7 protein-coding genes are annotated in these 15,119 nt (G+C 45.7%); 5 read left to right on the plus strand and 2 right to left on the minus strand.

All coding sequences use genetic code 11. The features are described 5' to 3' along the window. Positions 1 to 26 precede the first annotated feature (26 nt). Together IE164_RS14590 and IE164_RS14595 are read left to right on the plus strand one after the other, a co-directional pair. A complete protein-coding gene (locus IE164_RS14590; RefSeq protein WP_189630992.1) occupies positions 27 to 3,149 on the plus strand; it encodes a UvrD-helicase domain-containing protein in 3,123 nt (1,040 codons plus the stop codon). Next, positions 3,146 to 5,980 carry a PD-(D/E)XK nuclease family protein gene (locus IE164_RS14595; RefSeq protein ID WP_189630993.1) on the plus strand — a complete coding sequence of 945 codons (2,835 nt, stop codon included), beginning with the start codon at positions 3,146 to 3,148 and terminating at the stop codon, positions 5,978 to 5,980. Before IE164_RS14590 ends, IE164_RS14595 begins: the two co-directional genes overlap by 4 nt. A gap of 106 nt (positions 5,981 to 6,086) precedes the next feature. Here IE164_RS14595 and IE164_RS14600 read toward each other — a convergent pair whose 3' ends face one another. Further along, complete coding sequence (locus IE164_RS14600; RefSeq protein WP_189630994.1) at positions 6,087 to 7,421, minus strand: serine hydrolase domain-containing protein; 1,335 nt, start codon at positions 7,419 to 7,421, stop codon at positions 6,087 to 6,089. 199 nt (positions 7,422 to 7,620) lie between these two features. Here IE164_RS14600 and IE164_RS14605 point away from each other — a divergent pair, with 199 nt between their 5' ends. Next, the gene (locus IE164_RS14605; RefSeq protein ID WP_189630995.1) at positions 7,621 to 8,649 is read left to right on the plus strand and encodes a sensor histidine kinase; all 1,029 of its coding nucleotides are present in this window, start codon (positions 7,621 to 7,623) and stop codon (positions 8,647 to 8,649) included. Continuing rightward, a complete protein-coding gene (locus IE164_RS14610) occupies positions 8,649 to 9,371 on the plus strand; it encodes a LytR/AlgR family response regulator transcription factor (RefSeq protein WP_189630996.1) in 723 nt (240 codons plus the stop codon). Before IE164_RS14605 ends, IE164_RS14610 begins: the two co-directional genes overlap by 1 nt. A 28-nt stretch (positions 9,372 to 9,399) precedes the next feature. Here the strand turns inward: IE164_RS14610 and IE164_RS14615 are convergent, their stop codons facing one another. Then, entirely contained in the window at positions 9,400 to 11,454 is a 2,055-nt protein-coding gene (locus tag IE164_RS14615) for a S9 family peptidase (RefSeq protein WP_189630997.1), read from the minus strand. A 172-nt stretch (positions 11,455 to 11,626) separates the two neighbouring features. Between IE164_RS14615 and IE164_RS14620 the strand changes: the two genes are divergently transcribed. Next, positions 11,627 to 14,923 carry a VPS10 domain-containing protein gene (locus tag IE164_RS14620; protein ID WP_308440973.1) on the plus strand — a complete coding sequence of 1,099 codons (3,297 nt, stop codon included), beginning with the start codon at positions 11,627 to 11,629 and terminating at the stop codon, positions 14,921 to 14,923. The last annotated feature ends 196 nt before the right edge of the window (positions 14,924 to 15,119 follow it).

Below are 15,119 nucleotides of genomic sequence, written 5' to 3' on the forward strand. Positions count from 1 at the left end.
TAATTTCATGTCAAACACAGCAACCCTTGGCATTAACCGTCTACAAATCTTCTGCCGGCTCCGGTAAAACCTTCACTCTGGTGAAGGAATATGTAAAGCTGCTTATCGCCAATCCGCAAGACTTCAAACATATTCTGGCCATTACCTTCACCAATAAGGCCACAGAAGAAATGAAATCCAGGATATTAAAGGCTCTTCAAGACCTGGCTTCCGGAAACTTCAGCGATTTACAGCAAGTGTTACTTAGTGAGTTTGATGGGCGGTTCGATGCTCAACAAGTAGCCTCAAGGGCCGAAGAAGCATACGATCTCATCATTCATCAATACAGTCGGTTTGAAGTATCAACCATAGACAGCTTTTTTTCCCGGGTATTAAAATCCTTTGCCCGTGAACTAAACCTGCCCTTGAGCTATGAGGTAGAAATGAATCAAAAACTGGCGCTCACCGAGACTATCGAAAACCTATTTCGAACCATTGATCAGCAGCCGGAGGTAAAAGAGTGGCTTACTCTGTTTTCGAAAGAGCAAATAGAAAACGACAAAAGTTGGAATGTAGACCGCCAAATAGAGAAGTTGGGAAACAACCTTTTTAGTGAAGCCTTTCAGGAAGGGTTCAGTGGGCAGTCTGTAAACTTCTCGGTTTTAAAGGAGGTAATAGACCGGCTTAAAGCTCAAAAGGCTAAGTTCGAAAATACCGCCAGATCATTTGCCAACAAGGCTTTTGATCTTATGAATCAATACGGTCTGACGGTGAATGATTTTAACTATAGCCGATCAGGGCCGTTAGCAGCCTTTTATGCACTCCAAAAAGAAGAATACGATATTGAGCATAAAAAGCGATTTATTCAGGCTCTCGATGGAGAGATGAAATGGGGAGCAAAAAAAAGCCCGAAATTTGAGTTGGCCTGTCAGGTGGGCGAAGAGCAGTTGGCCATATTAGGCAATGAAGCCCTTCATTTTATTCTAAAAGAAAGGAAAAACTACAACACCAACAGGGCAGTACTCCGAAATATTTATGCCTTTGGGCTACTCGAATCACTCAACCTGCAACTTAAAGATTATCGCGATGAGCACAACGTAATGCTCATCTCAGATACCAACCGTATACTCAAAGAAGTACTCAATGAGGCCGATGCGCCTTTTCTTTTTGAGAAGCTGGGGAGCAGTTATAAACACATTATGATCGATGAGTTTCAGGATACCTCCAATTTTCAGTGGAACAACCTGAGACCATTAATTATTAATGCCCTTTCAGAAGGTCATGAGGTACTTATTGTTGGAGATGTAAAGCAGTCTATCTACCGTTTCAGAGGTGGAAATATGAGGCTTCTGCTCTCCCAAATAAGGCAAGACCTGGGTGCTTTTTATTCGGCCGATGCCGATAAGAGGCTGGTAGATAATTACAGAAGCCTTAGCCAGATTGTATCTTTCAACAACGCTTTGTTTGCCCAATTGCCTGCTGCGCTAAAGACCAATGACTCGTTGGCAAATAGCGAACTTTTCGAATTGGCCTTTCAAGATCATGCGCAGCAAATAAAGAAACAGCAAGGTGGTTTTGTACAGGTCTCTTTTTGGGACGATGACCTTTGGAAAGAGGCCTCTGTGGGCCACCTCATGGCTAAAATAGCTCAAAACATCGAACTGGGTTATAGCTATGGTGATATGCTGGTTTTGGTAAATCGCAATAGCGAAATACCAGACGTGGCCAATGCCTTTCTTCAGGCCAGAGTACCTTTTATTAATGGTGATTCGCTTAAGCTCAGCCAAAGCGATTTAGTGGTTTTTGTTCTTGAGCTATTGGCCTATTTGCAAACCGATAATGACGATGTACGCTTACTCAACCTGATGGTGTTATACTGCAGGCTGAAAGGTAAAGCCTATCAACCCGTAGTGGAAACCCGCCCGGGTGAGCGAATAACTCTGCAGGATGCAGGCTTTCCTCCGGCTTTTTTTGAGCAAATGCACAGGCTTAAGCAGCAGTCGCTTTTCGATCTTATTTGTGAATTGCTCATCATTTTTGACTTCAGCAATCAATCTGATATTTACCTGCAGCAACTGCTCGATCTGGTACTCGAACAGGGACAAAAAGGACGCAGTTCTGTAAGTAGTTTCCTGGAGTGGTGGGAAAAAGAAGGAGATAACCAAACGGTGGCTACCAGCGAGCATGCCAATGCCATACGGATTCTTACCATCCACAAGTCGAAAGGACTTGAGGCTCCCATAGTGTTTATTCCCTTCACCAACTGGCAAATTTTGCCTCCGGCTCAAATGCATCAGTTCTGGACCTCCAACACTCCGGAAGACATGCAAGAGCTTCGGTTTATTCCCCTCGATTTCAGCAAGGGACTGCTTATGGATTCTCATTTTGCCGATGATTACCTCCGTGAGGCAGAAGAGTCGGCTTTAGATATTCTCAATAAAACCTACGTGGCCTTTACGCGCCCGCGGGAGAAGCTGTACCTTTCTGCCCCGGCCACCCGATCGGGGGGGCAAAGCATTCATCAACTGCTGGTTGATCTGGTGGAGGACATTGGTATGAAGACCACCGAAACCGATGGAGGAACGCAATGGGAGTTGGGAGAAGAACATGAAAAAGTAAGTGGCACCGATTCGGCTTCCGATGCGGAGGTGTTAAAGATATATCCGGAAGATTCCTTTCTCGAAAAACTGAGTATCAGAAATGATTCCGAACGTTTTTTTATGCTTCAACAAACTGAACAAGCCAGAAAAATTACTCTGGGCAATCAGGTGCACGATGTGCTCTCCGATGTATTGATGAAAGAAGATTTGCCTGTGGTTTTGAGGCAACGGGTACAGGCAGGAGAGTTTAACCAAGAAATAGCCCGGGAGGTAGAAAAGCGAATCGAAAGACTTTTTGAGGAAGAGAAGCTATGCGATTGGTTTTCTGGTGATTATGAGGTGTACAACGAACGCACTTTATGGTTTGAGGGGCGTGAGCATAAGCCCGACCGTTTGATGCTGAAGGGAGAAAAAGCCATCGTGGTGGATTATAAAAAAGAAGTGGAAAGTGAAGCGCATCAGCAGCAGGTTAAGCGATATATGCATGCCATTCAGGCTATGGGATACTCCAATGTTAGCGGGTTTTTGGTTTATGTAGAACCGGTATTAATCAGGGAGGTTGGTGTATGAAAACGTTCCATCAGTTACTTGTTGAGCAGTTTTCTGTTAGTCAGTTGGGTGAGCTCAAAAATCATTGCTTTGTATTTCCAACCAAGCGTGGAGGAGTGTTTTTTAAGAGGGCCTTATTGGCTGCGCATGGCGAAAGCAACTTTATGCTACCGGCCATACTGAGCATAGAAGAGTTTGTGCAGCGCATGACGGGCCTGACCATTACCGATGAGCTTACCTTACTCTTCCACCTTTTCAAAATCTACCAAAAGAAAGATAGTAGCCTGCAGTTTGATGACTTCTATGCCTGGGGGAAGATTATTCTCAAAGACTACGATGAGATAGACCGGTATATGGCCGATGCCAAAAAGATCTATTCAGCCCTGCAAAACATAAAGGAAATAGACCATGTGTTCGGCTATTCCGATGAATTCAGGGAAATAATAGCTCGCTACCGAACGCTGACAGAAAAACAGGAAAAAACAAAACTGCTCACCGAGTTTCTCAAAATATGGAAAGAGGTAGGAGCTGTCTATGAGCAGTACCAGGAAACGCTGCTTCAAGAAGAAAAGGCCTATGGGGGAATGCTGTACCGAAATCTGGCCAATGTACTGACACAAGAATCTTTCGATCACCGATATGTACATTACCACTTCTGTGGGTTCAATGCACTGAGTAAATCAGAAGAATTGATTTTCGATGCTCTGGTAAAATCGGGTAAGGCGCAGCTCTATTGGGATGCCGACTCGTATTACCTGCAAGAAAAGAAAGAGGAGGCCGGGAATTTTCTGAGAGAGTATACCGCCAAGTGGCCCAAGAGTCTGGTTTTTGACGCTCGCTCATTAGAGGTGCCGAAGCAGGTAACCCTTCACAGTGTTTCGCAAAACATGGCCCAGGCACAACTAGGGGCACGCTTGGTTACCGAGCTCATAGACCGGGGAGCTAAGCCTGAAGAAACAGCCATAGTACTGGCCGATGAAAAACTGCTGGTGCCATTGTTGTATGCCATGCCTGCCCAAAAACATAAGATCAACGTAACCATGGGCTATCCCATGCGATCTACGGTGGTATTTGATTTTGTGCTCAGCTACCTGGAATTAATGCGCAAGGCCCGTCAACAGGAGGGGGAGTGGGTTTTTCATACCTTCGACCTTAGGCCTTTGTTAGCCAATCCATACGCTGCTGTCTTTCATGGAGGAGTATATCAGGAGTTTAGCCAATGGGCGGTGAGAGAAAAGCGCACCAAAGTGAGTCAGTCAGAGTTGACAAGACTCATTCAGAGCTCGCAGCTCTCTACACTCTGGCAGGCCGAGAAAAGCTGGGAAGGCTTGTATAAGGCGCTGAAAGACTATCTCACCGCAGTTTTTTATACGTTCAAAGAACAAAACACCGCACTTACTGATCAGGAGTTTATTTACTTTCTGCTCAAATCGCTTAACCAGCTCAACGATTATCTGGAAGGAAGAACCGACTTCAGCCTTAAGCTTATTAAAAAGATTATTCAGGAGCACTTTAGAGCCGTAAAGATTCCGTTTGAGGGAGAACCGGTGCAGGGAATTCAGATTATGGGCTTTCTGGAAACAAGAACCCTTGACTTTAAACAGGTGGTGGTGCTTTCGGCCAACGAAGGCAAGTTACCCACCGCCAGAAATCTCAACTCATATATTCCTTACGGACTACGAAGGGTGTTTGGGCTACCCACCTTCGAAGAACAAGATGCCATTTATGCCTACCACTTTAAGCGGCTTATGCAGCGGGCTGAACAAATACATTGGGTGTACGATAACACTACCGAGGCAGATTCTTCTGGGGAGAAGAGTCGGTTTATTTTGCAGCAACTGAAACGATATGCTCCTCTAAGCCATTATCGGGTTGAAGAAAAAAACTACGAGGGCTGGATAACCGATGCGGCTGAAACAGAGGTGGTTGAGGTACAGAAGAGTGAAGAAGTAATGCGTTTGCTTGGCCGGTTTACGACAGAGGCCGGGCAATCAAAGTTTTTATCGCCCACTTCATTGACCAACTATGTTACCTGTCCGCTTAAGTTTTACCTGAAAAACGTGGCCGGTTTTAAAGAGCAGGAAGATGTGGAAGAGGATATTGATGCCCGCAATCTGGGCATTGTGGTTCATGAGGTGTTGGAGTACCTCTACCGACCCTGGGTTGGCCGGTCTATTGGCTCCGAGCAAATAAAGCTGCTCAAAGCACAGGTAGAGAAACAGCTTATTGACTCTTTGCACCGAAACAAGATTATTCAAGACCACCAACAGCTTACCGGACGAGATCTGGTAACCAAAGAGGTGATGGAGCAACTGATACAAAAGGTGCTGGACTTAGACATGGCCGATGCACCTTTTGAGGTAATAGGGTTAGAAGAAGATGGCTATGAACAGCTGGTAAAGGTAGAAGGAAAGGGCACTGTTCGGATAAGTGGAACCATAGACAGGATTGACGAGAAAGATGGAGTGTTGCGTATTACCGACTATAAAACCGGTAGGGTAGATTTTGTGCCGAAGGGTCGTTCCCCGAAGCCGGACGAAGAAATACTCGAACTTCATTTCAATGAGCCCAAGTACAAATCGGGTTTTCAGGCCTATTTGTATGCCGTATTGGTGCGCCCCCACGTACAAAAACCCATAAAAGTGGGTATCACTACACTGAAAAGTCTTAGAGAAGGCACCCAGTGGCTCAAAGGCGGTGAAACACTTGATGATGCTGAAATTGAAGCCTTTTCGGAGAGACTGCAAGAGCTTGTTCAGGAGATTTACGATGTTTCCGTACCATTTATCCAAACAGATGATTTGGAGCGTTGCAGCTATTGTGAGTTTACAAGGGTGTGCAAAAGGGGCTAGTGTCGGCCATTAAAGAAGCCCCTTTCCCGATAGAATGCCTATCGGTTGGGGGCTTCATAGAAAATAGGTCAATTGAGTCTCTAAGCCGTATTTTCTGTCCGTATAACTATTGTTTTTCGAAGATAAACTCACCGCCACCTTGCAGTAGGGTAAACTTATCGCGGTTCTCATGGAATTTAATGACTATGCCAGCGGCAGAAAACTTAAACGTATCGTTTTCGAAGGCCGCCAGAGGAAAACCCGACTGTCCTTCTGCCTGAGCCATCAGGGCTCCATCCTGAACCCAAAGCTTAATTTTCATGCCCAAGTTGCTATTGGCAAAGGTGCCTTCGAAAGCCTTTAGTTGTTCTGAACTCAACTCAACCGGTTTGTCTGAAAAGCTCGGTAGTTCAAAAGGTTTGTCGAACCAGTAGCTTAGCACTCCCAAGGCCACATTATTAAACCCATATTCTCCAACGGCATTCGATAAAATTACCAAGGCCGTTTTTTCTTCAGGAAAGTAGGCCAGGCTCGACTCAAATCCATCGATAGACCCATTATGACCATAGGCCACCCGATCGTAAAAGGGAAAGACCATCATGCCGCGCCCTAAGCCCTGGTCAATAGCTTTCATATCATTCAGACTTTTTGTCGATATAAGTTTGCCCTCGAAAAGTGCTTGAATAAAAGTAGCCAGATCCCTGGTGTTCGATACTACGGCCCCTGCACCTTGAGGAATACCCATTTCAGTTTCTTCCATGCGTTTCCAGCTGCCACTGGCGACATCGAAACTATAAGAGTGAGCCTCATTACCGGCTTCATTGATCTTCTTACCATAGCTTGTTGCCGTGAGTTTTAGAGGTTGGCTGATTTTTTTATCCAGCAACCTGGCAAAAGACTCACCAGTAACCTTTTCTAAAATGCGGCTCAAAAGGTAATAGTTAGAATTGGAATATGAAGTTTGTGCATTGGGTTCTAGCTCCACAGGCAGGCTTTCTATAAGGGCTATCACCTCTTTTTCAGTCATGCCCTTATACATTTTTTCGCGATACACCGGTGAACTGGTGAAGTTGGGAATGCCGCTTTTATGGTGAAGCATATGGGAAATTGTGATCCGATCGGCATTTTTTATGCCCGGGTAGAATTTCGATAGCTTAGTATCCAAACTCAATTGCCCGGCTTCAATAGACTGGAAAACCAGCACCGCAGTAAACATCTTGCTAATGGAACCAATTCGGAATCGGGTGTCACCGGCCAACGGCTTCTTATTCTCTGCGTTAATCCATCCGGCAGCCTTGCTATACTCTTCCTTGCCATTGGTATAAATGGCTACCACCCCCATATTTTGTTGGTTTTCGTGGAGCAATTCCAAAAATCGGTCGATCGATTCTTTTTTGTTTGTTTGTCCCAGGCCGGTTGTACAAACCAGTAGGGCCATCATTAAAGTATATAACTGTTTCATTTTCTGAGTTTTGGTCAAAACTAGGTTTGTTGAGCATACCGCAAAAATGAAATCCATCAACGATGCCAAATACTGGTTGTAAGGCCTGAAATAATTGATGAGTCGGTCTTGTCAATCCAAAGTGCGGGTTTATCCATTGTTACCGGGCTTTCATCAATAGTAGCAGGAGATAAGCGTCAAAACTTGTAGTTTAACGACTATGAAAACCGTTTTGCGCATTTTTGAGAGTGGTCTGTGGCTGATAGGGTTATTTGTTCTCACCTGGCCGGCTTTTGGTCTTACCATGGGACATTTTAGTGCAGAAGATGGAGGTCTTTTTTGGTCTTCGCTGGTAGGAACCATCATCAATGTGGTCATTTTTTATGGCAATGCGCTCTATCTGATGCCCAGGCAACTGGCCAAACGAAAGCGTAAGCAATATGTGCTTTCTCTTGTAATAGCTTTTGTGCTTCTCACACTGCTGGAAATTACCTTCGACTACTTGTTACTACAAACACTTGGCCGACCGGTAGCTTGGTACAATGGGGAGTTAATTGGTATGGTGCTGGTGTTCAATTTCTTTTTTCTGTTTCTATCACTTGGCTACGGATTCTTTCTGATCTGGCTTAGGGATACGCAGTACCAGAAAGAACTGGAGCGGGAAAAACTGGCTTCTGAGCTTAATTTCCTGCGTTCACAGATTAACCCGCACTTTCTCTTTAATACGCTCAATAACTTGTTTGCCATGAGCAGAAAGAATGGCGACTATACCACAGCCGAACAACTAGCAAGGCTCGCGGGTATTATGCGCTACATGCTTTATGAAACCAATGCCGACAGGGTTTCACTGCGGAAAGAGATGGAGTATCTTCAGAATTACATTGAATTGCAACAGTTGCGATTTCAGGAGAGTGACCCTATAACCATCAACTGCACCTGGCCGGAAGATGATGAGAGTTTGCGTATTGCTCCGTTTTTACTTATTCCTTTCGTAGAAAATGCCTTTCAGTATGGTATTTCACTGACTAGGCCATCGGCTATAGCGCTTAGCTGTAAGGTAGAAAACGGGCATCTTCTGTTTACCCTGCAGAACACTATTCATAAGGTCAACTCTAAAGAGGTTGGGGGTATAGGTTTGCAAAATGCCACACAACGGCTCAAATTAATTTACCCGGAAAAACACCAGTTGGAGATAAGCACAGAAGAAAATTGGTATCGCGTGCAATTGAAAGTAGATTGTAAGAACTAATGAACAATGTAATGGTGCAACCCTTTAAGACAATTGCTGTTGAAGACGAACCTATGGCTTTGGAAGTAATGGTCGATTATATTGGTAAAGTGCCGGGGCTTGAACTTGTGGCCACTTTCCGGCATGGCATGCATGCACTCGACTATCTCAGAAAGCATCCGGTAGACCTTATGTTCTTGGATATTAACATGCCCGATCTTAGCGGAATGGAACTAGCCCGGCTTCTTCAAAAACCTCCTAAAATAATTTTTACCACGGCCTATTCGGAATATGCCGTAGAGGGGTTTGAAGTAGAGGCCGTAGATTACCTGTTGAAACCGGTAGACTTTGCGCGTTTTGTAAAGGCTTGCGAGCGAGCTATGGCCCAGACAAAGCCTTTGACTACTTCAGTAGAGCCTGTGGGTAATGAAGAAACCTATCTGTTAATTAAAAGCGGTACCGAAACCCATAAAGTATCTGTGGATGAGGTGTACTTTTTAGAAGGCAGTGGCAATTATGTCACTTACCATACGGCTAAAGGCAAAATTATGAGCCTTCAAACCATGAAAGAATTGGAAGCCAGCCTGCCGGCCCCCTTTGTAAGAATCCATAAGTCATACATCATCAACCTGAAGCACCTCAATTCTTTTGAGGCGCATCAGGTGAGTATTGGTAAATCCAAAATTCCGTTGAGCCAGGCTTATCGCGATTCCTTTTTTAGTAGACTCAGGCAAGGCAAATAAACGCCTTCTGCTTCCCCATTTTTGGAATTTATCTCTTTCTCTCCAGATCTACCGTTTCAGTACGGTATTTGTCAAACCATGTGAGTATGGCCGACACTTTGGCAATGAGGTTGCTGGGGCGGGCTGCAATGCCATGAAATGCTCCCGGAATGCGGACCATAGCCGTTTCTATGCCTCTTAGCTTAAGAGCCGTATAAAACTGCTCCGACTCATGAATAGGTGTTCTCAGGTCGGCTTCTCCTGTTAAAAGCATGGTAGGAGTAGTTACATTCCCTACCAGCGAAATAGGAGAGTGTTTGAGGTACTTTTCAGGGTCTTCCCAAGGCTTTTTCTCAAACCAATAGCGGGTAGCAAAGGCCGACATATCTGCATTGAGCGACCAGCTGTACCAGTTAATGACCGGTTTAGCGACTACAGCAGCTCTAAACCTATTGGTTTTGCCAACAATCCATGAGGTAAGCACACCGCCTCCTGATCCTCCGGTGACAAAGAGTTGATTTTCATCGATATAGCTCCGTTTTATAAGCTCATCCACACCCGACATCAGGTCGTCATAGTCATGGCTGGGGTAATTTTTGTTAATCTCATTGCCAAAGGCTTCACCATAACTGGTGCTGCCTCTGGGATTTGTATAAAGCACTACATATCCGGCTGCAGCCATCAGCTGAATTTCGCCAGAAAATACTGGGCCATAGCTTGAGAATGGACCTCCATGAATCTCAAGAATCAATGGGTATTTCTTACCCGGGTCAAAATCCGGAGGAGTTACTATCCAGCCATTAATGTCCAGTCCATCGGCAGATGATTTGTACCATATTTCTTCAATACTGCCCAGTTTTTTGTGTCCGAAGAGGTCTTCGTTTACCCACGTCAGTCGCTTATTTTTACCTGCTTCTCCGGCTCCTAAATCGGCTGGTTCGTGAGTTTCGGCCCAGGTATAGGCATAGCGTCCATTCCTGGCTATGCTATAGGCACCCGAGGTATAGGGCCTTCCGAGAGACATTCCGCCTAAACCAGCGGCAACTTCTGTAACTTTACCATCCAGCGTGATGTTGCCAATTTTAGTATGTCCCTTGTCTACATACTGAAAATAAAGACTTTTACCATCGGTTGCCCAGTGAATACTGTTCACGTCTCTATCCAGATTACCGGAAATTAACTTCGGATTGGCTCCGTTGGCTTCAGCAACGTACAGTCGGCTCAGTTGGTAGCCTTTGTATTCATCATTATACCCCAAATAGGCCAGTTGCCTTCCGTTTGGCGATATTTTCGGGCTGCTGTCCGGGCCGTAGCGGTTAGTGATTTTCTTAATGGCTCCTGTGCTAAGCTCTATGGTGTAAATGTCAGAGTCCTGAGCTTCCAGTTCAGCATCTTCTCGCATGTTGGCATTAAAGTAAATCAGTCGGCCATCTTTGCTCCATTCCGGAGAAGAGTGGTTATAGGGTGCGCTGGTAAGCTGCCGGGGTGTTCCACCCGAAACGGGTACGGTAAAGAGCTGCTGGTGCCCTGAGGGGAGCTCACCCACACCATCCATTCGCCAAACCAGTTTGTCTACATACTTGGGCGGAGCATTCCATTCCGCTCCGGCTGGTTTGGCTGGCATTTTAATGGGAGAGGCTTGGGGCTCCGGAACAAACATGCTGAATGCTAGAAACCTATCGTCAGGAGACCAGGTGATATTACCGGGAGTTTTTTCCGAATTGACCAGAACCATCTCATGACCGGTGTCCATCCAGCGCAAGTACAGTTCTGTTTTTCCCGATTTGTTGGAGATGTAGGCCAGCTTTGAGCCATCATTCGACCATACTGGCGATCGGTCGCTTTGTTCTCCTGTGGTCAATGGCCGATTTTGACTTCCATCGAAATTAACAATCCATAGATTCGACAGGTTACGATCTGTCATTATGTCCTTGAAGTTTCTTACATATACTATGCGCTGGCCATCGGGCGAAATTTGAGGGTCAGAAACATACTCCAGATTAAAGATGTCCAGCATTTCGAGCTTATGAGAAACCTGAGCAGAAAGAGAGAGTGTGAGGCAGAAAAATAGTGATAAACAAGAGGTGAGTTGAGAGATGTTCATGGTCTTATAGTTTAAGGCTGAGGAATTTACTAAGAAGCCACCACTTGCCCAAGGAGCTCGCTTTGAATGGTAGTAGCTGAGGCATTGGGCTTACCGCTCATACCATTTTCAAATCAGGCAATAAACTTTTCAATTACTTACTTGTCCAAAGCGAAATCAACCTTTTTAAACTATGCAGAATCTTCAACATTCTAATCATCGCCAAAAGCGCTTTTGGATGATGGTTGTAGCCTCTTTTTTACTGATGTTTTCAGTGCAGGCACAGCAAATCAACTTTAGTGCTATGGAGTCGCTTAAACCCCGGAGCATTGGCCCTGGTAGTATGAGTGGCAGAATCACCACGGTAGATGTGGTGCGAGATCAACCTGAAATTATTTATGCCGGTTCAGCTTCCGGTGGTTTATGGAAATCGGAGAGCGGAGGTATTGCCTGGGAGCCTATTTTTGACTCTGAGCTGGCTTTATCGATAGGTGCTGTTGCCGTTAGTCAGAAAAACCCCGATGTGGTATGGGTAGGTACCGGAGAAGGTAACCCAAGAAATAGTTTAACGGGAGGATATGGTGTGTACCGAAGCCTCGATGCCGGCAAGACCTGGCAGCTCATGGGGCTGGAAAAAACCCGCAATGTGCACCGAATTATCATTCACCCCGATGACCCGAATACAGTTTACATTGGAGCTATTGGTTCTCCCTGGGGAGACCATGAAGAGCGTGGTGTGTTTAAAACTACCGATGGTGGCGAAACCTGGAAGAAGATACTTTATGTAGATCAGATGACAGGGGTGGGTGACATGGTGATGGATCCGGCCAACCCCAACAAGCTATTGGTGAACATGTGGCAGCACCGCAGAAAGCCATGGTTTTTTGAATCAGGAGGTCCGAGTTCCGGACTGTATATGACGCTTGATGGTGGTAAAACCTGGACCCAACAAACTGCTGAAAAGAATGGTTTGCCCGAGGGAGATTTGGGTAGAATGGGATTGGCCTTTGCCACTAACAATCCTAATAGAGTATATGCCATTATTGAAGCCAAAGAAAACGCGCTTTATCGTTCAGATGATGGTGGTTTTAAGTGGACTATGATTAACAATAAATCGGAGATTGGCAATCGCCCATTTTATTACTTCGATATCTATGTAGATCCTCAGAACGAAAACAGACTGTACAGCATCTTCACCTACGTGAACAGAAGTGAAGATGGTGGAAAATCATTCGAGCGGCTTATTCCAAATAACCTGATTCATGTAGATAATCATGCCTTGTACATTCACCCAGACAACCCTAAGTATATGATTTTGGGCAACGATGGGGGAATGGCCATTACCCGCGACATGGGAAAAACCTGGCAATTTGTAGAGAATCTTCCACTGGGGCAGTTTTATCATGTCGCAGTAGACAACGAGATTCCTTACAATGTGTATGGCGGTCTGCAAGATAATGGTAGCTGGACCGGGCCTGCCTACATTTGGACCAGAGACGGCATACGTAACGACTACTTTATGTCCGTAGCGGGAGGTGATGGTTTTGACGTGGTGCCCGATCCTGACGATTCGCGTTATGGTTATGCCATGTCGCAGCAAGGAAATGTGTTGAGGTACGATAAGGTTACAGGACGTTCAAAATTCATTAAACCAACACATGAAGACCCAGGGGTGAACCTTAGATTCAACTGGAATGCCGCTATAGCACAAGATCCGTTCGATAACAATACCATTTATTTTGGTAGTCAGTTTGTACATAAAAGCACGAATAAAGGTGACGATTGGACGGTCATTTCACCGGATTTGACTACTAACGATCCGGAAAAGCAAAAGCAGAATGAAAGCGGTGGATTGACCCGTGATGCTACTGGAGCTGAAAACTACACCACTATATTGGTTATAGAACCCAGCCCTAGGGAAAGAGGGGTGATTTGGGCAGGAACGGATGACGGTAATATTCAGATTACCCGAGACGGTGGCAATACATGGACCAATGTGGCCTCTAACCTTAAAGGAGTGCCGGCAGGCAGCTGGGTGGCTCAAATAAAAGCTTCACGCTATAATGACGGGGAAGCAGTAGCAGTAATTAACAATTACCGCAGGTTCGATTTTAAACCGTACCTCATGCGTACCAGAAATTACGGCAAAACCTGGGAACCATTGGTAAAGGAGTCCGATGTATTTGGCTATGCCCTCTCATATGTGCAAGATCCGGTGGAGCCCAACCTGATGTTTTTCGGAACAGAGCATGGTCTTTACATCAGTATAGATGGAGCGAAAACCTGGAGCAAATTCAATAATGGATATCCCAGTGTGTCTACTATGGATTTGGTGATTCAGGAGCGGGAGAGCGATCTGGTGATGGGAACTTTTGGAAGAGGAATATGGGTGCTTGATGATATTAACCCATTGCGGGTATTGGCTTCAAAAGGGCAGGCTACGGTTGCCGCGGCAAAAGTTACAGCCGTACCGACCGTTACGGCCTACATGGTGAGCAACCGTTCGGCCAATGGTCCTGCCAATCCGGGTAGCGCAACCTATGAAGGAGAAAACCGATCGAATGGGGCGGCACTGATTAAGTTTTTTGCTAAAAAGCCTGCTACGCCCGAAAGGCCTGCAGGAGCACGTCCGGGAGGAGGTCAGCCAACTGAAGAGCAAATGGCCGCCTTTAGAGCAAGAGCCGGTGCCGGAGGTGGTGGTAATGGTCGCTTTGGTGGAGGCCGTGGAGGTCAGAGAGGTCCTCAGGCAACGGTAGAAGTTATGGATGCCCAGGGAAATGTGGTTAGAACTCTTTCTGTACCGGTTCAAGATGGGTTGAACGTGGCGGAGTGGAGATTCGATGAAGACCCTCCGGAATCGGAAGACGATACAGAAGATTCTCCCAATCAGTTTGCCAGTCGCTTCTTCAGAGGCGGAACTCCTGCCTTGCCCGGTCAGTATAGGGTGAAAATTACAGTAGATGGTGCTTCTGACGAAACCACTGTTGAGTTTAAAATGGATCCAAGAGAAGAGTTCTCAATGGATGCCCTGATTGCCCGAAGAGATATGTTGCGGCAGATTGGCGTGGTTTCTAACGAGGTGATGCAGCTGAGTGGTAAGGTCAATGAAAGTATTCAGTCGGTTGACAAGGTAATTGCTGCCCTTCAGGGTAAGAGAGGACCACAATACAATGGCCTACGCACCAAGAGCAACGATGTGAAAAAGCAACTGGAAGAACTACAAGGACTCATAGGTAGTAGTGGAAGAGGTTTCTTTGGAGGTGGTGGCGATGGCCCTACTCCTGTACTTTCTCATGTGTTTACGGCCATGAGATCGGTGAGCGGTTCTTATGATAAACCGGGGCCAACCCAACAGCGACTGTTAGAAAGGGCTTCCAACCAACTGCAAGAGGTAAAACAAAAAGTAGAGGAATGGTATAGTGCCAATTGGGAAGCTTACCTGAATGCAGTAAAAGAGGTAGATTTTTCGCCCATTGGTGGTGATAATTAGAAAGTTGAGCTAATACATAAGTAAGAGGTTGTCTCAAAAGTTGGTTTAAGGTCACCGAGAATTAACCTGTCGACAGACAGGTTCGGAATGGCCTGGTTCTGACCTTTGAGGCGGCCTCTTTTTTTGTAATACCGGGGCAAATTTATCTGGCTACTATGCTCTGCCTTTATTTTGAGTTGCCTGGCCATGCTAATTT

The organism is Roseivirga thermotolerans (assembly GCF_014653175.1).
In the GTDB taxonomy this organism is placed as follows: domain Bacteria; phylum Bacteroidota; class Bacteroidia; order Cytophagales; family Cyclobacteriaceae; genus Roseivirga; species Roseivirga thermotolerans.